The sequence below is a fragment of the Kitasatospora sp. NPDC088134 genome (assembly GCF_044741705.1).
Taxonomy (GTDB): domain Bacteria; phylum Actinomycetota; class Actinomycetes; order Streptomycetales; family Streptomycetaceae; genus Kitasatospora.
Window position 1 is genome coordinate 40,784 of sequence record NZ_JBIUTD010000004.1, and the last position, 19,922, is coordinate 60,705.

17 protein-coding genes and 1 pseudogene are annotated in these 19,922 nt (G+C 75.5%); 7 read left to right on the forward strand and 11 right to left on the reverse strand.

All coding sequences use genetic code 11. From position 1 onward, the window contains the following. Window positions 1-50 precede the first annotated feature (50 nt). Window positions 51-2,546: a lysylphosphatidylglycerol synthase domain-containing protein gene (locus ACIOHG_RS08070; protein WP_400946840.1), complete on the reverse strand. Its 2,496-nt coding sequence runs from the start codon at window positions 2,544-2,546 to the stop codon at window positions 51-53. 132 nt (window positions 2,547-2,678) lie between these two features. Between ACIOHG_RS08070 and ACIOHG_RS08075 the strand changes: the two genes are divergently transcribed. Together ACIOHG_RS08075 and ACIOHG_RS08080 are read left to right on the forward strand one after the other, a co-directional pair. Continuing rightward, window positions 2,679-2,957 carry a hypothetical protein gene (locus tag ACIOHG_RS08075; RefSeq protein WP_400946843.1) on the forward strand — a complete coding sequence of 93 codons (279 nt, stop codon included), beginning with the start codon at window positions 2,679-2,681 and terminating at the stop codon, window positions 2,955-2,957. 112 nt (window positions 2,958-3,069) lie between these two features. Further along, complete coding sequence (locus ACIOHG_RS08080; RefSeq protein ID WP_400946846.1) at window positions 3,070-3,645, forward strand: NUDIX domain-containing protein; 576 nt, start codon at window positions 3,070-3,072, stop codon at window positions 3,643-3,645. 36 nt (window positions 3,646-3,681) lie between these two features. Here the strand turns inward: ACIOHG_RS08080 and ACIOHG_RS08085 are convergent, their stop codons facing one another. The 6 genes and pseudogenes from ACIOHG_RS08085 to ACIOHG_RS08110 form a co-directional block, all read right to left on the reverse strand. Then, window positions 3,682-4,380 (reverse strand): class I SAM-dependent DNA methyltransferase, encoded by a 699-nt coding sequence (locus tag ACIOHG_RS08085; protein ID WP_400946848.1) that lies wholly within the window; start codon window positions 4,378-4,380, stop codon window positions 3,682-3,684. A gap of 208 nt (window positions 4,381-4,588) precedes the next feature. Next, a complete protein-coding gene (locus ACIOHG_RS08090) occupies window positions 4,589-5,779 on the reverse strand; it encodes a hypothetical protein (protein WP_400946850.1) in 1,191 nt (396 codons plus the stop codon). A gap of 138 nt (window positions 5,780-5,917) precedes the next feature. Then, a complete protein-coding gene (locus tag ACIOHG_RS08095; protein ID WP_400946853.1) occupies window positions 5,918-6,532 on the reverse strand; it encodes a transposase in 615 nt (204 codons plus the stop codon). Between the two features lie 316 nt (window positions 6,533-6,848). Continuing rightward, window positions 6,849-7,448 (reverse strand): annotated as a pseudogene (locus tag ACIOHG_RS08100) (ISL3 family transposase); the annotation flags it as partial. 224 nt (window positions 7,449-7,672) lie between these two features. Further along, on the reverse strand, window positions 7,673-8,392 hold the full coding sequence (locus ACIOHG_RS08105; protein ID WP_400946855.1) for a tyrosine-protein phosphatase: 720 nt from the start codon (window positions 8,390-8,392) through the stop codon (window positions 7,673-7,675). 141 nt (window positions 8,393-8,533) lie between these two features. Next, window positions 8,534-9,220: a hypothetical protein gene (locus ACIOHG_RS08110; RefSeq protein ID WP_400946858.1), complete on the reverse strand. Its 687-nt coding sequence runs from the start codon at window positions 9,218-9,220 to the stop codon at window positions 8,534-8,536. Between the two features lie 341 nt (window positions 9,221-9,561). Here ACIOHG_RS08110 and ACIOHG_RS08115 point away from each other — a divergent pair, with 341 nt between their 5' ends. From ACIOHG_RS08115 to ACIOHG_RS08135, 5 genes are all read left to right on the forward strand, one after another. Then, entirely contained in the window at window positions 9,562-10,305 is a 744-nt protein-coding gene (locus ACIOHG_RS08115; RefSeq protein ID WP_400946860.1) for an RNA polymerase sigma factor, read from the forward strand. Next, complete coding sequence (locus tag ACIOHG_RS08120; protein WP_400946863.1) at window positions 10,302-11,210, forward strand: hypothetical protein; 909 nt, start codon at window positions 10,302-10,304, stop codon at window positions 11,208-11,210. Before ACIOHG_RS08115 ends, ACIOHG_RS08120 begins: the two co-directional genes overlap by 4 nt. A gap of 301 nt (window positions 11,211-11,511) precedes the next feature. Further along, window positions 11,512-11,991, forward strand: coding sequence for a hypothetical protein (locus tag ACIOHG_RS08125; protein WP_400946865.1), 480 nt, complete (start codon window positions 11,512-11,514; stop codon window positions 11,989-11,991). Between the two features lie 10 nt (window positions 11,992-12,001). Next, entirely contained in the window at window positions 12,002-14,176 is a 2,175-nt protein-coding gene (locus tag ACIOHG_RS08130; RefSeq protein ID WP_400946868.1) for a bifunctional polysaccharide deacetylase/glycosyltransferase family 2 protein, read from the forward strand. A gap of 201 nt (window positions 14,177-14,377) precedes the next feature. Beyond that, window positions 14,378-15,928 (forward strand): protein kinase, encoded by a 1,551-nt coding sequence (locus tag ACIOHG_RS08135; RefSeq protein ID WP_400946870.1) that lies wholly within the window; start codon window positions 14,378-14,380, stop codon window positions 15,926-15,928. Between the two features lie 38 nt (window positions 15,929-15,966). Here the strand turns inward: ACIOHG_RS08135 and ACIOHG_RS08140 are convergent, their stop codons facing one another. From ACIOHG_RS08140 to ACIOHG_RS08155, 4 genes are all read right to left on the reverse strand, one after another. Beyond that, complete coding sequence (locus ACIOHG_RS08140) at window positions 15,967-16,470, reverse strand: potassium channel family protein (RefSeq protein WP_400946873.1); 504 nt, start codon at window positions 16,468-16,470, stop codon at window positions 15,967-15,969. Then, a complete protein-coding gene (locus ACIOHG_RS08145; protein ID WP_400946876.1) occupies window positions 16,467-17,762 on the reverse strand; it encodes a hypothetical protein in 1,296 nt (431 codons plus the stop codon). Before ACIOHG_RS08145 ends, ACIOHG_RS08140 begins: the two co-directional genes overlap by 4 nt. Before the next feature lie 159 nt (window positions 17,763-17,921). Then, on the reverse strand, window positions 17,922-18,194 hold the full coding sequence (tatA, locus tag ACIOHG_RS08150) for a Sec-independent protein translocase subunit TatA (RefSeq protein WP_400946878.1): 273 nt from the start codon (window positions 18,192-18,194) through the stop codon (window positions 17,922-17,924). Window positions 18,195-18,335: 141 nt separating this feature from the next. Continuing rightward, a complete protein-coding gene (locus ACIOHG_RS08155; protein ID WP_400946880.1) occupies window positions 18,336-19,871 on the reverse strand; it encodes an MFS transporter in 1,536 nt (511 codons plus the stop codon). Between the last annotated feature and the right edge of the window lie 51 nt (window positions 19,872-19,922).

Genomic DNA, 19,922 nt, shown 5'->3' on the forward strand with positions numbered 1-19,922 from the left:
GGTGGCCGAAGCCGGAGCCGGGGCCGCCCGTCGGGACCACCCGTCGGGGTTCAGATCGCCCGGCGCCGCTGCAGCCAGGCGAACGCGGCCCAGCCGGGCAGCACCGGCAGCATGAAGGTGAGCACCCGGAACAGGACGACGGCGGCCAGCGCCCCGGTCGAGTCGAAGTGCCCGGCCTCCGCCAGGGTGAGGGACATCAGCACCTCCACGCCGCCCACGCCGCCGGGGGTCGGTGCCACGTTGCCCGCCGCGTTGCCGGCCAGGAAGCCCACCGCCACGGCGTTGAACCCGGGGTACTGGCCGACCGCGCGGGTGCAGCAGTACAGGCACATCACGAAGCACATCGAGACCAGCAGCTGCCCGGCGACGCCGCTGGCCAGCCGGCCGGGGTGCTGGGCCAGGTCGAGCAGCCGCGGCAGCACTTCGGCACGCAGCGGCCGCAGCAGGGTCTGGGCCCGTCGCCGCAGCGCTGGCACGGCGGCGACCGAGAACCCGACGGTGGCCGCGACCGCCCCGGCCAGGCCGAGCACCCAGCCGTCGGGCAGCGCGGAGTTGTCGTCGAACCGGCCGCCGCCCACCCCGACCAGGGCGGCGAAGACGGCCAGTTGCAGCATGTGCAGCACCAGGCCGAACAGTTGGCTGACGCCGATGCTGGACATCGCCTGCGCGGTCGGGATGCCCGCGCGCTGCAGGTAGCGGGTGTTCAGGGCGAGCCCGCCGACGCCGCCGGGGGAGGCCACCTTGACGAAGGACCCGGCGACCTGCGCGGCCAGCGTCGAGCGGAAGGACAGCCGCTCGGGGACGAAGCCGCTGAACGCGAAGGTCGCCACGGGGTAGCTGAGCGCGGCGAAGAACGCCGCCCCGGCCAGCCAGAGCGGGTCCGCGTCGGCGACCACGGCGATCGGGTTGGTGTCGATCTCCAGCAGGAACTGCACCAGCGCGTAACCGGCGGCGATCACCGCGACCACGGTGAGCAGGACGCGCGGCCGCAGCCGCTCCAGCCGGACCGGTTCGGTGGCGGCCTGCGGCATCTGCCGCTGCACCTCGGCCCGCAGTTCGACGGCCAGTCCCTTGCGGTGGGCGAGCGCGGCCCGGGTGTCGCGGGCCAGCGCGATCGGCTGCAGCAGCGGCAGCGCCGCGCCGACCGGCCCGGGCCCGAGCACGTGGATCGCCGAGCGCACCGCCCGCTCCGGCCCGGCGTACAGGGCGAGGACGGCGAGCAGCCCGGCCACGTCGAGGCGCAGCAGCAGGTCGCTCGCCGCGATCTCGCCGCGGGCCAGCCCGACCAGGTGGACCCGGCCCTCCGCGTCCAGCAGGACGTTCTCCGGGGAGACCGTGCGGTGCGCGATCCGCCGCCGCTGCAGCAGCGCCAACTGCCGCCAGGCGTCGTGCAGTTCCGCGTCGGTGGGCTGCGCCCCGTCCCCTTCGCCGGAACCGTTGTCCGCATCCTCGTCGGAGCCGTCGTCCGAACCCTCGCCGGAGCTGTCGCCCGAACCGGTCCCGGCGAACAGGTCGGCGAACGGCCGGGCGTCGATCCGGCGGTACGCCACCAGCGCGGCGTCGGGGCCGAGTTCGGTGGCGGCGACGGGGGTGCGGGTGCGGGCGCCGGCGGCGGACGCGGCGTGGCCGAGCAAGGTCTGGTGCTCCAGGCCGTCGCGCAGCGGGCGCAGGCCGAGCGGGCGGGGCGCGGTGCGCAGCCGGAGCGCCAGCCAGAGCGCGCCGAGCAGTCCGCTGGCCTGGGCGTGCCGGTCGAGCAGGTGGACGTCCAGGTCGGGACGGTCGCCGTGCTGGGTGACCAGGTAGCGGCTCGGCCCGACCGGCAGCACGATGTCGGGCCGGACGCCGGAGCCGGCCAGGGCGGCGGCGATCTGCGCCTCGGTGGGGCAGCCGACCGGCTCGCCGACGGCGTACCGGGCGGCGTGCGCGGTGGTCCAGCCGAGCAGCAGGGCGAGGAGCAGGGACAGCGGGGTGGCGTACCCGGTGATCAGTCCGGAGAGCGCGGACAGGCCGAGGGTGACGCCGAGCGCGGTGCGCCAGCGGCGCAGGCCGTCGGTGCCGACGGCGGTCATGAAGGCCAGGACGGGGGCCAGGTGCCCGTACACGGGGGCGGTGCGGCCGAGGTGTCCGGGCAGGGCGTGGGTGAGCGTGGTGAGGTCGCCGGCCAGCAGGTCGAGACCGAGCGAGAGCCCGTAGGCGAGGACGGCGGCGAGCACGCCGTCGGCGACCCGGCGGCCGTCGCCGCGCAGCAGCCGGTCGGCGGCGAACGCGAGCGGCACGGTGAGCAGGGCGCCGCCGCAGAGCGCGGCGGCGGGCTTGGCGGGGGGCCAGGGCACCAGTTCGGCGACCCGGGCGACGTCGCTGTCCAGGCCGAGGGTGGCGGCCCGGGCGTAGCCGGCCAGCAGCAGGACCAGGGCGATCCAGCACAGCCCGGCCAGCAGGCGGATCAGCGCGGCGGGGTGCCGGACGCGATCGACCTGCCGGAGCGGGCGGGCGGGTGCTGCCGCCCGCGGTCCCTGGGATTCGTCGGCTTGTATCACCGTGGCCACGCGGCATGGTCCCACACCGCCCGCCGCGCACCCCCGGCCTTTTCCCGAACACCGGGCGCTCCCGGGGTGTATCGCGCCCCATATCGGGCATATCGGACGAATGAAGGTCGGACGAATGAAGGGAGGTCGGCGATGACCGAGCTACCGACCGACAGGACGGCCATGTTCCGCAGGGGCGCCCAGGAGCTGCTGGACAGCCGCGCGATGGAGACCGACCCGGCGGGCCTCGCCCCGCCACCGCAGCACGGCGGCATGGAGGAGACCCGGGGCGGGCCGCACTTCGGGGACGCCGCGTTCAGCCACGGCGGCCGCCGCGCCCCGACGGCGTCCGGCCCCGCCGACGGGCCCGCCGTGCACACCGAGCTGCCCGGCCACCGGCACCGCGGCGCGGAGCGGCACTCGGCGCACTGAACCCCGGACCGAATCCCGGACCGGACCCCGGAACGAACGTCGGACCGGACCCCGGCGGGGGTGGGAGAGTGGGCCCGTCCGACCCCCGCCCCCGCCCAAGGAGCCCCGCCCCATGGCCGTCCCCGAGTCCGCCGCTCCCGAGTCCGCCGCCCCTGAGTCCATCGCCGCCGGGTCCGTCGTTCCCCGGGCCACCACCTCCGAGGCCCCCGAGTTCGCCTCGCGCGAGGAGTGGCTCGCCTCGCTGCACCGGGTCTACGCCGCCGCAGGCTGCCTGATCACCGACCCGGAGGGCCGGGTCCTGATCGTCAAGGCGGGGTACCGCGACGCCTGGCAGTTCGTCGGTGGCACCGTCGACCTCGGCGAGAACCCCCGCCAGTGCGCGAGCCGCGAGCTGCACGAGGAGACGGGGCTGCACCGCGAGGCCGGTGAGCTGCTGGTGGTCGCCTGGACCAACCCGGCGGGCGAACTCGACCACCCGGCCTGCCACTTCCTCTTCGACCTCGGCACCTTCCCGGCCGACACGCCGATCGTCCTGCCGGCCGGTGAGCTGGACGACCACCGCTGGGCGACCGTCCCGGAGGCGCTGGCCCTGCTCGGCCCGGCCCGGGCGCTGCGCCTGGAGGCCGGTCTGGCCGCCCGGGCGGACGGCCGGACCCGGGTCGTCACCGCTCCCAACTCGGGCTTCTGACCGGCCGGTTCCCCTGCTGTCCGGTTCTCCTCCCGGTCAGCTCTCCTTGCGCCAGACGTAGGCGGCCGAGACCGGCCGCCCGCGGTGGCGCTCCCACTTGGGCTTCAGCGCGATCCACTGCTCGCCGACCACCTCCTCGCGCAGCTCGGCGAGTTGCCAGCCCGCGCCGAGCGCGGCGGTGACGTGGTCGCTGACCAGGTGCACGTGGGTGGTGATGGCGACGGGGCCGTCGGGGCCGTCGTAGTGGGTGGGCATGCCCGCCGACATGATGAACAGCGGGTGCAGGCCGACCAGCACGAACAGGCCGCCGGGGCGGACCAGGCGGTGCGCCTCGCGGTAGAGCGGGGTGAGGTCGGCGAGGTGCTCGTCGACCAGCGAGCAGGCGGCCAGGTCGTAGGAGTCGGCGTCGAGGCCGGTCGCGGCGAGGTCACCCTCGGTCAGCCGCCGGTGCGCGCCGCGCTCGCGGGCCCGGGCCAGCATCTCGGGCGTGAGGTCCACGCCGTCCACGGCCCCGACGCCGCGGGCGCGCAGCCAGGCGCCGGTGCGGCCCGTCCCGCAGCCGAGGTCGACGGCCGTGGCGGCCGCGTCCCAGCGGGGGGCGGTGAGCCGGGCCAGCACGTCGACGTCCATCGCGTCCTCGACCGTCCGCTCGTAGCTGTCGACCCACCCGGCGTAGCCGGTGCGGACGTCGACGGTCGGGTAGCCGCGGGTGTCGAACAGGGAGAAGTCCACCATGTCCGGCAGTATTCTCCGGGCCCGCCCGGCCGCACGAACCATTTACCCTCCGGGCCCGGCCGCACGAACCATTTACGGCTCTGTCGCTGATCTTGTGACGCTGCGTCGGCCTGACGGCCTTGGTGGTGCTGACCGAAGTGGTCGGGTACCTCTCGCTGGACGGCGGGCTGATCGCCCTGCAGGCCATGCATCAGCCGATCGCCTAAGGTCAGCGTGCCCGGGCGAGGTCCAGCAGGTGGTGCATGACCGCCACCGGCAGTGCCGGGTTGCCTGCGGCAGCCGCAGCATGTGCCGGCAGGGTGAGCCGTCGGAGCAGTTCGTCGGCGGGCAGCCTGGGGTCGCGGACCGCCCAGCCGCCCACCTCGGGGTCGTCGGCGAGCCGCAGCACCAGCTCCGGCCCGGCCTCCGGGTCGTCCAACGCGGCGTGCCGCAGCCGTGGGTTGGGGTCGTCGGCGAACCGGGCCAACCCGGGCCGGGCGAAGTTGCGGTGGTTGCGGAACCCCGACCAGTACCGGTCCTGCACGGTGGCGTACAGCTCCACCAGCAGCTCGTGCGGCGCGTCCTCGCACGACTCGGCCAGAGTGCGCCGCACCCACTCGTCCTCGTCCGCGGCCAGCAGGGCCACCACGTCCGGCGCCAGGTGCGGCTGAGCCGCGAGCACCCGCCGCAGCCCCACATGCGCCGATCCCGCGATCCGGCGGGCCGCCTCCGGGTCGGTCGCCTGCCGTGCGATCCAGGGTGGCGGAGACCAGAAGTGCCGCCACACCTCGCAAGGGATGGCCGTGCGCTGTTCCTCCGTCAGCTCCTCCCGCATCGACACCGCGAGCCGCACGTCGTTCTCGGGATCCTCCGCCAGTCGCAAGGCCAGGACGGTCGGCACCTCGGGATCAGCGCCGGCCTTCACCCGCACCGCCGGATCCGGGTGCGCCACCCGCTGCTCCGCGGTCAGTACGGGCTGCGGCTCCTGCACCGCGACGGGCGGCTTCTCACTCTCGCCGACGATCCGCCGGATCTTCGGGTCCGGGTCCTGCGCCAGGATCTCCAGCACCCCGACAGGGACACGGCGCTTGTACTCGAAGAGCATCACCGCGTACACGAGCCGGACCCGGGGTTCCGGATCCCGCGCGAGCCGGGCCAGAACGTCGCCGTCCGCCGTCGCGTTCTCCGCAACGTCCAGCCGGTGCTGGATCTGCGGCGAAGCCACCAGCAGCTCCGTCGCCGCGGCATCCAAGGTCCTGTACCGGAGCCAGGAGCTCGGCATCGGCAGCTCCTCGAACTCCAACAGCCGGGCCAGCATCTCCACCGGCAACACCCGATTACTCGCCAGCCCCCGGAGCCAGCCGTCCACCACATCGCCATCCGCAGCCGCCCGCGCCAGCGCCCCACCCAGTCCGTCCACCCTGCCATTCTCGCTGACCCGACGCCGTGGGCTCGCCCGTCGCATGGGGGACTGTCAACGCCGGTCCGGTTGGTCTCCACGCGGGCCCTTGTCGACGATCACGTAATTCGTCTCGGGCGCTGATCTTGTGGCTGGACATCAGGTCCGGTGCAGGATCCGCTTGCGCAGAAGGTCGAAGTTGGCGCGGCCGTACCCGGCCCGCTTGATGAACTTCACTCGCGTGTTCTGTCCCTCGATCTGGCCCGAACTCCAGGGGGTGGACAGTCCGGCGATGACGGCGCCCTGGTCCCGGCGAAGTCCGTTGACCAGGGAGTGCAGCGCGGGCAGGGGGTCCTGCTCGACGCGCTCCATCCAGTCGGGCAGCTGCTCGCCGCGCAGGTCGCGCATCATCTCGGCGAAGTCGCGGACGTGGTCGGTGACCGCGTCGAGTTCGGGGCAGCCGGCGCGGATCTCCTTGAGGGTGAGGGTGTCCTCGTCGGTGAGGTTGCCAGGGTTGGTCATGATCCACCGGACGATGCGGCGGGGCCGTGGCGCGGGCCTGGGCGCCGGTGCGGGAGTTGAGGGCGTGAGGCTCCGCAAGTAGCGGCGGACGGTCTGGATGCTGCCGGTGAAACCGAGGGCGGTGATGTCGTGGTGCAGTCGGGCGGTGTCGTGGCAGCCCCCGTTCCACCGCTGGTGGAGGTAGGGCCGGTACTCGTCCAGGATCGTCGACCGGTTGACCGCCTTGACCAGGAGCTCGTCGATGCTGGTCACGCGGGCGAAGCGGCGGACGGTGGAACGGTCCAGCTGGAGCCGGTGGCAGATCGACTCCAGCGAAGCGCCCCTGGCCCAGCAGGTCCTGGACGAGGGTGAACCGTTCCCGGGTCCGGACGACCAGGCGGCGCTCGCGCCCGCAGACGTCCAGGGTCCCCACCGGTGCAGCCACCGGGCCTTCGTCATCAGTGGGCACGTTGGTGGGTTCGGGGGCCGGCATCTTCTCGAGCACGGCTCGCACGCAGGCGAAATGAGCACCGACCGTCTTCTCCACCGCCTCGCCGACGTTCTTCCACAGGTGCCACGCGTCGGCTACCTGCACTGCTTGAGGAGCGCCGGTACGGGCGCCTTCGGCGTAGGAGCCGGCCCGGTCCCGGCAGATCACCTCCACCTCGGGGTGTTCACGGAGCCAGGCGGCCAGCGGTTCTGCCTCGCGTCCCGGCAGCACGTCGACGGGGCGTCGCCGCTCCAGATCGACCAGGACGGTCGCGTACGAGTCGCCCTTGCGTAGGGCGAAATCGTCGACGCCCAGCACCCTGACCTGCCCGACGGGCTCCTCGGGGAAGGCTCTGAGCAGGCGTAACAGGATGTCCTTCGCCACCGGGACCCCCAGCGCGACCGCGTGCCGGCCGCCAGCCCGCCCGGCCAGCGCCAGCGCGATCGAGGTCAGCGTCCCGCGCATCAGCGGGGTGTAGCGGGCATGCGGGCTGGTCAACCCGGTCACCTGCTCGGCGAACGTCACGGCCGCGCAGGCGGCATTGAGGCACCGGAACCGGCGTATCAGCAGCTCGATGACTACCCGGGTGCCGCTGATCGCCGCGTCGGACAGCCGTCGCAGGTATCGCCCGTGCACCCGTCCCGACGAGCTCTGGCAGCGCGGACACGGCGCGTCGACCGCACGGACACGGGCATGCATCGTGATCCCGCCAGCCGATCGCTCGACCAACTCCACCACGACACCGGACAGATGAGGTAGAAGCGCCTCGAAACTCGGCGAAGAACACGCGGGACAGTATGCCAGGCACCACCGTCAACGCCCACCGATCACAAGATCAGCGACAGAGCCCCATTTACCCTCCGGGCCCGGCCGCGCGAACCATTGACCGACGGCTGGACGCCCCGCCGCGCCCCGCGTCCGCGTCACGCGCCGAGCAGCCGCTCCCGGACGGCGGCGACGTCCGCCGCGGGCAGCCACTGCTCGGCGTCGAACTCGGCGAGCACCGCGTGCAGCGCCTGCTCGGCGGTGGTCCCGGCGTCGGCCAGCACCCGGGCGATCCCGGCCTCCTCGTCGGGGCGGTCCAGCAGCGTCCACAGCGGGCGCAGGTTGGGCGCGGAGAGCAGGTAGTCGGTGGCGACGGCGGCGGGCTCGACCCCGGCGAGGGCGAGCAGCACCAGCGCGGCCAGGCCGGTGCGGTCGCGGCCCGCGCCGCAGTGCACGACCACGGTGCCGGGGCGGGCCCGGGCGACGGCGGCGACCAGTTCGGCGATCGCGGGGCGGCAGTGGTCGAGGTAGGGGCGGAAGGACAGCGGGGTGCCGTCCAGGCCGCCGAACCGGGCCCACCAGGCCGGTCCGGCCAGCGCGTCCAGCGGGACCCGGACCAGGTCGACGCCGTGCGGGGCGGGCAGCAGCGGCCGGTACTCTACGGGGTCGCGCAGGTCGACGACGGTCCGCACGCCGTAGTCGACCAGCGAGTTCTGGCCCTCGGCGGTGAGCCGGTCCAGGTTGTCGGCGCGGACCACGGCCCGGGGCAGGGTGCGCCGCCCGTCGCGGGTCGGCAGGCCGCCGAGGTCGCGCACGTTCAGGCAGCCGTCCCAGTCCAGCAGCCGTTCCTCGTGGCGTATCGTGCCCGTCCCCGTCATGTCCGCCCCCCAGATGAAGTCCCACCGGGGCACTCCTGCCCCACTGCTGACACAGACTCAGTCCGGTTCCCGGCGGTTCCCCGGCCGAAACGCGCCCCTGTCCGAAGCGCTGCCCCGGCCGGAACGCCCCCCGGGTCCGGCTCAGTCGGCGTCGTGGTGGCCCTCGAACTCCCAGAGCGTCCGGCCGAGCGTGTCGATCACCCGCACCCGCCGGTAGCGCCGGTCGCGGACGGACAGGAAGCCGCGCGCCGAACCGGCCAGCACCGCCTCGGCGACCGGGTCGTGGCGGCTCCATGCGCCGTGCAACTCCAGGACGCCGCCGACGAGTTCGGCCCGTTGGATGCGGGCCACCGAGGCCGCGGCCAGCGCCCCGTTGACGCCGTCCAGGCCGGCCCGGCCGAGGTACGGCTCGCGCTCCTCGGGGTGCAGCCGGCGGCGCAGTTCGGGCAGCGCGTAGCTGCGGACGGCGGCCACCGAGTCCTCGACCGCGACCAGCCAGCGCGGCCCGGGCGCGACCTCCCACCACACCTCGCCGCCGACCGGCAGCAGCTCGCCGATCGGGGAGCGCCAACGTTCGAGCCCGCTGGGGGAGTTGGCGTCGGGGCGGATGCGGCGGCGGTCCCAGGCGGCCTTGTCGGTGACGGAGAGGTTGAGGGTGTAGCGGACCCGCCCGTCGCCCGGTTCGGCGTGCACGCCGAGCACCGCCCACCGGTCGGGGTCCGGCAGCGAGAAGGAGTGCCGCCAGCCCCGGAAGCCGAGCCCGCGCAGGGCGGGCCCGAAGTGTTCGCGGAGTCCCGCGGTGTACAGCTCCTGGGCGGTGCGCGTCACGGCGCGGGCCTCCTCGGCGGCAGGGTGGGCGGAGTGCGGGGTAATGCCCCGCTTTTGCACGCTATGACCGAGGAGCGGTCCGGGACCGCGGGCGAACGACAGCAGTCGGCGGGACGAAAGTCGGCCCGGCCCGGGCCCTGGGTCCCGCCGCCGAACGGCCCCGCCCCGCCACCGGCAGGCCCCGCCCCGCCATCGAAAGGCACCGGGCGCCATCGCCGACCGCCGACCGTCGCCGACCGCCCCCGCACCGGGCCCCCATGCCGCGCACACGCCGCGCCCACCGCTCCGTCACCGGCAGGTCCGCGTCCCGCGGGTGGGCCGGGGCACCCGGATGGCCCATCATGTGGCGGGTGCACAGTGCTGAACACCACGGGGCGGACGACGGCGACCGGCCCGGCCGTCCGAACGCGCCCGGCCGCCCCGAGGGCGACCGGGTCGACCTGGCCCCGGCCGTCCGGGCCGCCCAGGACGGCGACGAGGAGGCGTTCCGGGTCCTGTTCCGCGCCGTCCAGCCGGGGCTGCTGCGCTATCTGCGGGTGCTGGTCGGCGGCCGGGCGGGGGCGGACGGGGACGCCGAGGACATCGCCTCGGAGACCTGGCTGCAGATCGCCCGCGACCTGCCGGGCTTCCAGGGCGACGCGGACGGCTTCCGCGGCTGGGCCGCGACCATCGCCCGCAACCGGGCGATGGACCACCTGCGCCGGCTGCGCCGCCGCCCGCTGGCCGGCCTGCCGGTCGAGTACCTGGCCGAACTGGCCGCCGCCGAGGACACCGAGGGCCGGGCGCTGGCCACCGTCGCCACCTCCGACGCACTGGCGCTGATCGCGTCGCTGCCGCCGGACCAGGCCGAGGCGGTGCTGCTGCGGGTGGTGCTCGGGCTGGACGCGGAGAGCGCCGCCCGGGTGCTCGGCAAGCGGGCCGGCAGCGTCCGGATGGCCGCCCACCGGGGGCTGCGCCGACTGGCGAAGGTGCTGGAGCAGAACGGGGGAGCGGCCGCCGGAGTCCCCCGTCGGGGGGCCGCGAAAAAAATCTCCGCGCAGGGTGTGACACCGGCGCAGGTCCCGACGCTGAAGGACATGAGATGAGCACCAACCGATCCCGCCGGATCGACCGCGCCGCCGCCGAGCAGCTGTTCGACGGTGTCGCGGGCGACCCGGCGGCCGGTCAGGACCCCTCCTCCGCCGGGCAGCGGCCCGCGCCGGACCGGACCGGGCTCGCCGCCCTGCTCGCGGCAGCCGCGGCGCCCGGACCGGACGGTGAAGGACCGCTGCCCGGCGAGGAGGAGGCCCTGGCCGCGTTCCGGCTGGCTCGTCACCAGCCGGCCCCCCGACAGCACCGGAGACGAAGGATGGCGGACACCGCGCTCGCGCGGGCCCTCAGCGCGAAGGCCCTGGCCGTCGCGCTGGGCGTGACCGCCGTCGGCTCGGCCGCCGTCGCGGCCGGCACCGGTCACCTGCCGGCGGTCCTGGGCGGCCCCGCCCCGGCCCGGCCGACCGCCTCCGGGACGGCCGACGGGCAGCGGACCGACCCGTCCGCGGGGCCCGGCACGCCGTCGGCGGGCCCGAGCGCCCGCTCCACGAAGCCGAGCGGGACGCCCACCGGCCACGAGCCCACCGGCCGGCCCTCCGGGTCGGCGTCCGCGAGCGCCGGGCAGCTGCCCGACCTGCTGACGCTCTGCCGGGGCTTCGCCACCCGGGTCGCGGCGGGCACCAAGCCCAAGGACGCGGCGGCCGATCCGGCGCTGGCCGAGCTGCTGCAGGCGGCCGGCGGGCCGGAGAAGGTCACCGGCTACTGCGCGCTGCTGGTCGCCCGGGCGGTCGAGCAGGGCGGGGACAACCGGGGGCGGCCGACCGCCGTGCCCAGCCAGTCCACCGGCCGGCCCGCGAACCAGCAGCCCGTTCCGTCCCCGTCGCCCTCGGCGGGCAAGGGCGGGCGGAACGACTCCGTGCAGTCCTCCAGGACCCCCGGCAGGGGGGACGACCAGGACTGACCCACCGACTCCGGTCGGCGGCGGGCACCCCCGGGCCCGCCGACCGACCGGGCACCGCCTCCGGGCGGCCGACGGGCGCCCCCGAGCCCGCCGGCCCGCCCGGAACCGACTCCGGACGGGTGGCGGGCTCCCCCGGGCCCGCCTCCGTCCGGGAACAGCTCCGGTCGGCCCAAGGCTCCCCCGGGTCCGCGGCCGACCGGGGAACCCCGCTCCGGACGGACGGCTGAACTCCCCCGGGTCCACCGTCCGTCCGGAGCCCACCCAGGCGAACCGCCCCGCCCCGAGCCCAGGACCTTCCCCGGTGACCGAAGCCCCGACCGCCGTACGCGCCGCCGCCCCGCCGGCCGCCGACCCGGCCGCTCCGGTGTTCGTCGACGCCAGCGGCCGCCGCCAGCGCCGTTCGCGGCGGATCGGGTGGCTGCTGGCCGTCCCCGCCGCCGGCTACCTGGCCCTGGTGGTGAGCAGCGCCCTCGGCGGCCCCACCCTGGGCGCCCCGTTCCTGCCGCAGCCGGCCCCGTCGGCCGTGTCCCCCGCCCAGGTCGCGCCGTCCGAACCGCCGGTGAGCGCCGAGCCGTCCGCCACCGGGCCGTCCGCCCCCGCCGCCGCCCCGGCCGCCCGGCCGTCCCGGACCGCCGCACCCCCCGCCACCGGAACCGCCGGACCTGCCGAACCCGTCCCGGGCACGACCCCGGCGGCACCTCCGACCCCGGGGCCGACGGCCTCGCACGGGCGGCCGACCGCCCCGCCCGGCAACAGCCACAAGCCCACCAAGAGCCCGTAGCGAGCCCGCGATGACCCACTCCCGGAAGCCCTCCCGCCGCGCCGCGCGCTCCCGCCGGGGCCGCCGGGGCGTCGTCCGCCAGTCGGCGCCCCGCACGCACTGGCTGCTGCTGTCCGCCGCGATGGTGACGCTCGCCGCCGCGCTGCTGCTCCAGGGCTACACCCGGCACATGTTCGGCAGCGCGCCCGACGGCGCCGCCCGCCCCGCTGGTCCGGCCGCCGCGGTGCCCGCCGAGGCCGCCCACGGCGGGCCGGTGATCGACGCCGCCGAGACCCCGCCGCGCACCGCCCGGCCCGCGCCGCACACCGTCGCGCTGACCTTCGACGACGGCCCCGACCCGGTCTGGACGCCGAAGGTCCTGGACGTGCTGAAGCAGCAGGGCGTGCACGCCACCTTCTTCGTGGTCGGCACCCAGGTCGCCGACCACCCCGAGCTGGCCCGCCGGATCCTCGCCGAGGGCCACCAGCTCGGCATCCACACCTTCACCCACGCCGACCTCGGGCGGGCCGCGCCCTGGCGCCGCTCGCTGGAGCTGCGCGAGGCCCAGCTGGCGGTGGCCGGCGCCACCGGCACCACCACCGCGCTGCTGCGGCCCCCGTACTCCTCGACCAACGACGCGCTCACCGACGCCGACTGGCAGGCGGTCCGGCAGGCCGGGCGGTCCGGCTACCTGACGGTGCTGACCACCCTGGACAGCGAGGACTGGCGGCGCCCCGGAACGGACCGGATCCTGGCGAACGCCACCCCGCAGGGCCCGGACGGGCAGGTCCTGCTGATGCACGACGCCGGCGGCGACCGCGCGCAGACGGTGGCCGCGCTGGCCGAGCTGCTGCCCCGGCTGAAGGCGGCCGGCTACCGCTTCGGGACGGTCGCGGAGACCACGTCGACGCCCGGCGCCACCCGTCCGGCCAGTGCCGCCGAGCGCTGGCAGGGCCGGGCGCTGATCCTCGCCCTGGCGGGCGGCGACCGGGCGGTGGCCGTCCTCGGCTGGCTGCTCTGGGCGGCGGGCGGGATCGGCGTGCTGCGTGCGGTGGTCCTGGTCGTCGCGGCCCACCGGCACCGCCGGCTGCGCCGCCGCGGCTGGGGCCCGCCGGTCACCGAGCCGGTGACCGTGATCGTGCCCGCGTACAACGAGCGCGCGGGCATCGAGGCGGCGGTGCGCTCGCTGCTGGCCTCCGACCACCCGGTGGAGGTGATCGTGGTCGACGACGGCTCCACCGACGGCACCGCAGACCTGGTGGAGTCGCTCGGCCTGCCCGGCGTCCGGGTGCTCCGGCAGCTCAACGCGGGCAAGCCGGCGGCGCTCAACAACGGCCTGCGGAACGCGAGTTGCGAACTGGTGGTGATGGTCGACGGCGACACCGTGTTCGAACCGGACGCGGTCCGGCTGCTGGTCCAGCCGTTCGCCGACCGCCGGGTCGGCGCGGTCTCCGGCAACGCCAAGGTGATCAACCGGACCGGGCTGCTCGGCCGCTGGCAGCACATCGAGTACGTGGTCGGCTTCAACCTGGACCGCCGCTTCTTCGACCTGGCCCAGTGCATGCCCACCGTCCCCGGTGCGGTCGGCGCGTTCCGCTGCTCCGCGCTGCTGCGGCTCGGCGGCGTCGCCGAGGAGACCCTGGCCGAGGACACCGACCTGACCATGGCGCTGTGCCGGGCCGGCTGGCGGGTGGTCTACGAGGAGCGCGCGATCGCCTGGACCGAGGCCCCCGCCTCGCTCTCCGCGCTGTGGCGGCAGCGCTACCGCTGGTGCTACGGCACCCTGCAGGCGATGTGGAAGCACCGCCGCGCGCTCGCCCAGCGCGGCCAGGCCGGCAAGCTCGGCCGCCGCGGCCTGCTCTACCTGCTGGTGTTCCAGGTGCTGCTGCCGCTGCTCGCCCCGGCGGTCGACGTGTTCGCGCTCCACGGCCTGCTGTTCCTCGACCCGGTCCGGATCGCCGCGCTCTGGCTGGGCTTCCTGCTGCTGCAGGCGCTGTGCGCCGGCTACGCGTTCCGGCTGGACGGCGAGCGGCTGGGCCCGCTGTGGACCCTGCCGTTCCAGCAGGTGGTGCACCGCCAGCTGATGTACCTGGTGGTGATCCACTCGGTGTGGACGGCACTGGCGGGCAACCGGCTGCGCTGGCAGCGGATGCAGCGCTACGGCACGCTCCGCGCTCCCGGCCGTTCGGAGGTGACCCCCCGATGACCTTCCCCCGCCCCCGGCGCCGCGGCTGCCTGCCCCTCCCGCTGTCGGCCCGCACCCTGCTGCGCGCCGCGCTGGTCGCGCTCGCCGCCCTGCTGCTGGTGCAGCACCCGTGAACCCCCGGCCCGGCCGCCCTTGGAACCCCGGCCGACGCGACCGCTATGGTTCACGGGTGCCCGACCGGGGCGATGAGGGGAGTGTCCGATGATCGGACGGGCGCTGAACGGGCGCTACGAGCTCGGCGAGATACTCGGCGTAGGCGGCATGGCCACGGTCTACCGCGGCCTGGACCACCAGCTGGGCCGCCCCGTCGCGGTCAAGGTGCTGAACGGCGGCCTCGCCGACGACCCCCGGTTCGCCGAGCGGTTCGCCCGCGAGGCCCGGCTGGCCGCACTGCTCTCGCACCCCCGGATCGTCACGGTCTTCGACTCCGGTCTGGACCAGGGCTCCCCGTACCTGGTGATGGAGCTGGTGCACGGCTCCACCCTGGGCGCCCTGATCGCCGAGCAGGGCGCGCTCCCGGTCGAGCGCGCCGTCGGCATCGCCGCCGCCGTCCTGGACGCGCTGGCCGCCGCGCACGCGCAGGGCCTGGTGCACCGGGACATCAAGCCCGGCAACATCATGATCACCCACGACGGCGGGGTGAAGGTGGTGGACTTCGGCATCGCCCGGGTCGGCTCCTCCGCCGGCCAGCAGCTCACCCAGGCCGCCTCGGTGCTGGGCACCGCCGCCTACCTCTCCCCGGAGCAGGCCACCGCCGGCGACGTCGACGCCCGCGCCGACCTGTACGCCGTCGGCTGCGTGCTGGTCGAAATGCTCACCGGCGCACCACCGTTCACCGCCGACACCCCGGTGGCGATCGCCTTCAAGCACGTCACCGAGCACCCGGCTGCAGTCTCCGGGTACCGCACCGACGTGCCGCCCGCGCTGGACGTGGCGATCCTGCGGCTGCTCGCCAAGGACCCGGCCGAGCGGCCCGCCGACGCGCTGACCGCCGCCGCCGAACTGCTCTCCGCCGTCCCGCCCGGCGGCCCGGCCGACCGCACCGCCGAACTGCTCGGCGCCACCCAGGTGCTGCCGCCCGTCCCGGCGGGCTTCCCGACCGCGCCCCCGCAGCCGCCGCACCGGCCGTGGACCGAGCAGCACCGCACCTCGCTGCTCCCGCCGGTCGAGGAACCCCGCCCGTCGCTGCTCCCCTCGGCCCGGTACGAGGACGAGGAGCCGGCCGACGCCCGGCGCGGCCGCAACCCGCTGCTGTACGCGGGCATCGGCGCCGCGGTGTTCGCCTGCGTGGCCGGCATCGCCGCGTTCTCGCTCGGCGGCGGCGACTCCACCCCGAAGACCCCGCACACCGCCGCCACCACCCCCGCCGCGCCCGCCGCGCCCGCCCCGTCGCCGTCCGCCCCGGCCCCGGCCTCGCCGAAGCCCTCCGGTTCGCCGAAGCCGTCCGCCCCGCCCAAGAACCCGGTGGTGGCGCAGCTCGTCCAGCTGCGCGCCGACGTCGCCCAGGCCAACTTCGCCAAGGAGCGCGACCGCCAGGACGACCTGACCAAGCTGCTCGACCAGGCGACCCGGTCGGTCAACGACAAGCAGCCCGCGGACGCCGAGGACACCCTCAAGGACGCCCAGCGGCTGGTCCGCGACCTGCAGCGGCGCAAGGCGGTCGACCCCGCCACGCTGGCCGGCTGGCAGACCCGGCTGACCGGGCTGATCGCGGTGGTGCACGCCCAGTCCGCCGCCCAGGACGGCTTCTGACGCCCGGCCGGTCCCGCTCGGTCCCGGTGCCGGTCCCGCTAGTCCCGGTGCTGGACCCGCTGCACCGCGCGGGTCTTCACCACCCGGGTCAGCGCCGTCACCCCGGTGGTCAGGAACACCACGGTGTACAGGAGTTGGAGCATCACCACGATCCGGGCGGCCTGCCCGGCGGGGTGGATGTCGCCGTAGCCGACGGTCGCCATGGTGATCACCGTGAAGTACAGCGCGTCGATCTTGGTGTGCAGCCCCTCCAGCTCGCCGGGCTGCCGGGACATCGCCAGGTAGGCGGTGGAGAACACCACCAGCGCGCCGCACAGCAGGAACAGGATGCGCGGCGCCGGGTGCCGGGAGGTCCCGGTGAGCTGCAGCCGCACCTCGCGCAGCAGGCCGAGGCCGAGCACCGTCAGCAGGGTGCCGAACGCCACCCAGCTCACCGCCGAGTGGCGCGGCCCGAACCAGCCCAGCGGCACCGCGAAGTAGGACACCAGCAGCACCACCGGGCCGCCCAGCAGGGTGAGGTACACCCGGGCCAACTCCCTCATGCCGCGGTCGCCTTCCCGGGGTGGACGGCTTCGTCGGGCGCGTCCAGCAGCTCCAGCACCGCCAGGACGGCGAGCAGCACCACCGCGATCCACAGCACCACGGCCGCGCTCGGGTAGCTCCAGGTCACCAGCACCACGGCGGCGGCCGCGACCGCGCCCCAGCCCAGCCAGGCCTTCCGGCGGTGGACGAACCGGCCGACCGGCCCGAGCCGCAGCCCCAGGCCGGCGGCGGCCCGGCGCACCGCGCCCAGGCCCTCCCGCCACAGGTGCCGCACCCAGCCGGCCCGCCGCCCGCCGCCGGTCAGCCAGGCGGCCAGCGCGACCACCACGCCCAGCGCCAGCACCATCCGGACCGCGGCCCGCAGGTAGCGCACCAGGGTGTCGTAGACCGCCGCGGCGGCGGCCTGGTCGACGTCGGCGGGCAGCCTGTCCAGGTAGACCGCCCGGAAGGCGCTCAGCGCGAGGCCGAGCAGCGCCGCCCCGGCGGCCGCGCCGAGCGCCGCCGCCACGGTGGCCCCGCGCGGCCGCACCGCCAGCAGGATGCCGCCGACGGCGCACAGCAGGGCCAGCACCGGCACCCAGAGCCCGGCCAGGTCGAGCAGCCGCAGCCCGGTCTGCGCCTTCCGCACCGCGTCGGACCGCACCAGGGTGTAATCGGTGTGCACCTCGGGGATCTTCGCGGCCAGCCCCAGCCCGTTCGCCACCAGCCGGTCCTTGACCTGCGCGATCACCGGCGCCAGGTCCAGGCTCACGGTGTCGCCCCGGACCTGGACGGCGCCGCCGCCCTTGCCGGTCAGCACCTTGTCGAAGGCGGCGTGCGCGTCGCGCAGCACGGTCGTCCAGACCCCGGCGAAGGCGTCGGAACGGACGAACCGCAGCACCTGGTCGTGCACGAAGCCGGTCAGGCCGTCGGTCAGTGCCGGGCCGAGCCGGCCGAGCGCCGCGTCCAGCAGCGGCCGGTCGGCGGGGGCGGCCTCGTTCAGCAGGTCGGTGATCGGCAGCCGCTGCCTCACGGCCTCGGTGACCCGGTCGGTGACCGCGCCCTGCACCGCGGGGTCGCCGGACAGCGGCGCCAGCGTCGCCACGAACCGGTCGGTGTCGGTGATCTGCGACCTGCTCCAGGCGGCGACCACGCCCAGCGGGGTGAGCACCGCCGCCAGCACGATCAGCAGGACGGCGAAGAAGGACCGCGCCCGGTGCTGCCGGGGCTCCGGTGCGCTCCTGCTCTCCAGGACGGCGATCCGCTCGCGCAGCTCCGCGAGGTCCCGCCCGTCGGAGGGGTCCGCCGCCATCCGTGCCTCCCAGGTGATCGACCGTCAGGTCGCTCACCAGCAGACCGCAGGGCGGGGCGGGCGGCCACCGGGGTGCGCCGGAACGGCGGAACCCCCGGCCGTCCGAGGACGGGCCGGGGGTTCCGGGAGGTGCGCGCGTCGGCCGGGGCCGGCGGGGCGTCAGGCCGTGGTCGACTTGGGGGTCTCGGCGGCCTTGGCGACGTTGGTGGGCTCGACGGCCTGGCGCGGCTGCTCGGCCTGCGAGGCGGCGGTGCCGTTCTGCGCCTCGGCGGGGGCGTCGTCCTCGCGGAGCGCCTTGGTCTCCGCCTTGAGGATGCGCATCGACTTGCCGAGGCCGCGGGCCATCTCGGGCAGCTTCTTCGAGCCGAACAGCAGGACCAGCACCACCACCATGATGGCGATGTGCCAGGGCTCAAGACCGTTACGGAACATCCCTGACCACCGGTCCTTTCGTGAGGTTCGCGTCGTGTCACGGGTGCCGGGCGGTTCGCCCGACTCGGCCAGTATGCCTGGCCTTTCCGGCGAACGTATACACCCGCCGGCAAACAGCCGCCGAAAAGCAGGTGATCCGAGTCATGTGGTCTGTACCACCGGGAGGGGGGATTCGGCCCGCCCGCCCGGGACGGGGAGGTGGCGCATCAGCAGGTGGGCGGCGAGTGCGGCGCCGAGCATCACCAGCACCCCGACCACCGCGGCGGTGTGCATCCCGTCGGCGAAGGCGTCCCGGGCGGCGGCCAGCAGCGCGGCCCCGGCGTCGCCCGGCAGCTGGGCGGCGGTGGTGACGGCCCCGCCGAGGGTGTCGTGGGCGGCCCCCGGCGCGGGGACGTCCGTCATCCGGGCCCGGTAGATCGCGGCGCCGGCCGCGCCGAGCACCGCGATGCCGAGCGAGCTGCCGAGCTCCTGCGCGGTCTCCGAGGTGGCGCTCGCCGCGCCGGCCCGGTCGGCGGGGGCGGCGGAGACCACCATCTCGCCGGTGATGCTGATGGTGCCGACCGAGCCGGCCGCGATCACGCCGGCCGCGACCAGCGGCAGGGCGAGCGGGCTGGACGGGCCGACGAAGGCCATCGCCACGAACCCGGCCGCGCTGGCCGCGAACCCGGCGACCAGCAGCACCGCGGGCCGCACCCGCCCCGCCAGCGCCCCGAAGCCGCCGACGGCCGCGCCGACGCCGACGCTGGGCAGCAGCGCCCAGAGCGAGGCGGTGAGCGGGCTGTAGCCCTTGACCAGCTGCAGGTACTGGGAGGTGAACAGGGTGAAGCCCATCATGGCGAACATGGCGATGGTGTTGACGGTGATCGCGCCGCTGTAGGTGCGGATGCGGAACAGCGAGACGTCGATCAGCGGGTGCGCGGCGGTCCGCAGTCGGACGGCCAGGCCGAGGCCGACCAGCAGCCCGGCGGCCAGCACCAGCGCGGGGCGGGTGCTCCAGCCGTCCACCGCGAGGGTCTTGATGCCGTAGACGACCGGCAGCACGGTGACGATCGACAGGGCGGCGCCGAACAGGTCGAAGCGGCCCTGCTGCGGGGCGCGGTACTCGGGGAGCAGGAACGGCGCGCCGACCATCACCAGCAGCATCGCGGGGACGGCGACCAGGAAGGCGGAGCCCCACCAGAAGTGGTCGAGCAGCAGGCCGCCGACCACCGGGCCGAGAGTGGCGCCGGCCATCATGACGCCGCTCCAGGCGCCGATCGCGGCCTGCCGCTGCTTGGCGTCCTGGAACATGTTCCGCAGCAGGGCCAGCGTGGAGGGCCCGAAGACCGCCCCCGCGACGCCCAGCAGGGCCCGGGCGGCGATCAGCTGGTCCGCCCCGTGGGCCCGGGCGGCGACCAGCGAGGCCAGCGCGAAGGCGGCGGTGCCACCGATCAGCAGCTTGCGCCGGCCGATCCGGTCGCCGAGCGCCCCCATCGGGATCAGCAGCCCGGCCAGCAGGAACGAGTACATGTCCATGATCCACAGCTGCTGGGTGCCGCTGGGGTGCAGGTCGGTGGCGATGAACGGGACGGCGAAGAACAGCACGCCCATGTCCATCGCGAGGACGAGGGTCGGCAGCAGGAGGAGGGCGAGGCCCAGCCATTCGCGTCGGCCGGCGCGGCCGTGGTCGGTGGTCATGGCAGCGACTGTACGGGCGTCTTGCACAACTGTCTAGTACAAGCGTCTAAA

Bases quoted from the DNA above. Each gene is read 5' to 3' on its own strand.
- ACIOHG_RS08075 (WP_400946843.1), top strand. From the start codon at position 2,679: ATGACCGAGCTACCGACCGACAGGACGGCCATGTTCCGCAGGGGCGCC.
- ACIOHG_RS08080 (WP_400946846.1), top strand. From the start codon at position 3,070: ATGGCCGTCCCCGAGTCCGCCGCTCCCGAGTCCGCCGCCCCTGAGTCC.
- ACIOHG_RS08085 (WP_400946848.1), bottom strand. From the start codon at position 4,380: ATGGTGGACTTCTCCCTGTTCGACACCCGCGGCTACCCGACCGTCGAC.
- ACIOHG_RS08105 (WP_400946855.1), bottom strand. From the start codon at position 8,392: ATGACGGGGACGGGCACGATACGCCACGAGGAACGGCTGCTGGACTGG.
- ACIOHG_RS08115 (WP_400946860.1), top strand. From the start codon at position 9,562: ATGTGGCGGGTGCACAGTGCTGAACACCACGGGGCGGACGACGGCGAC.
- ACIOHG_RS08120 (WP_400946863.1), top strand. From the start codon at position 10,302: ATGAGCACCAACCGATCCCGCCGGATCGACCGCGCCGCCGCCGAGCAG.
- ACIOHG_RS08130 (WP_400946868.1), top strand. From the start codon at position 12,002: ATGACCCACTCCCGGAAGCCCTCCCGCCGCGCCGCGCGCTCCCGCCGG.
- ACIOHG_RS08135 (WP_400946870.1), top strand. From the start codon at position 14,378: ATGATCGGACGGGCGCTGAACGGGCGCTACGAGCTCGGCGAGATACTC.
- ACIOHG_RS08140 (WP_400946873.1), bottom strand. From the start codon at position 16,470: ATGAGGGAGTTGGCCCGGGTGTACCTCACCCTGCTGGGCGGCCCGGTG.
- ACIOHG_RS08145 (WP_400946876.1), bottom strand. From the start codon at position 17,762: ATGGCGGCGGACCCCTCCGACGGGCGGGACCTCGCGGAGCTGCGCGAG.
- tatA (WP_400946878.1), bottom strand. From the start codon at position 18,194: ATGTTCCGTAACGGTCTTGAGCCCTGGCACATCGCCATCATGGTGGTG.
- ACIOHG_RS08155 (WP_400946880.1), bottom strand. From the start codon at position 19,871: ATGACCACCGACCACGGCCGCGCCGGCCGACGCGAATGGCTGGGCCTC.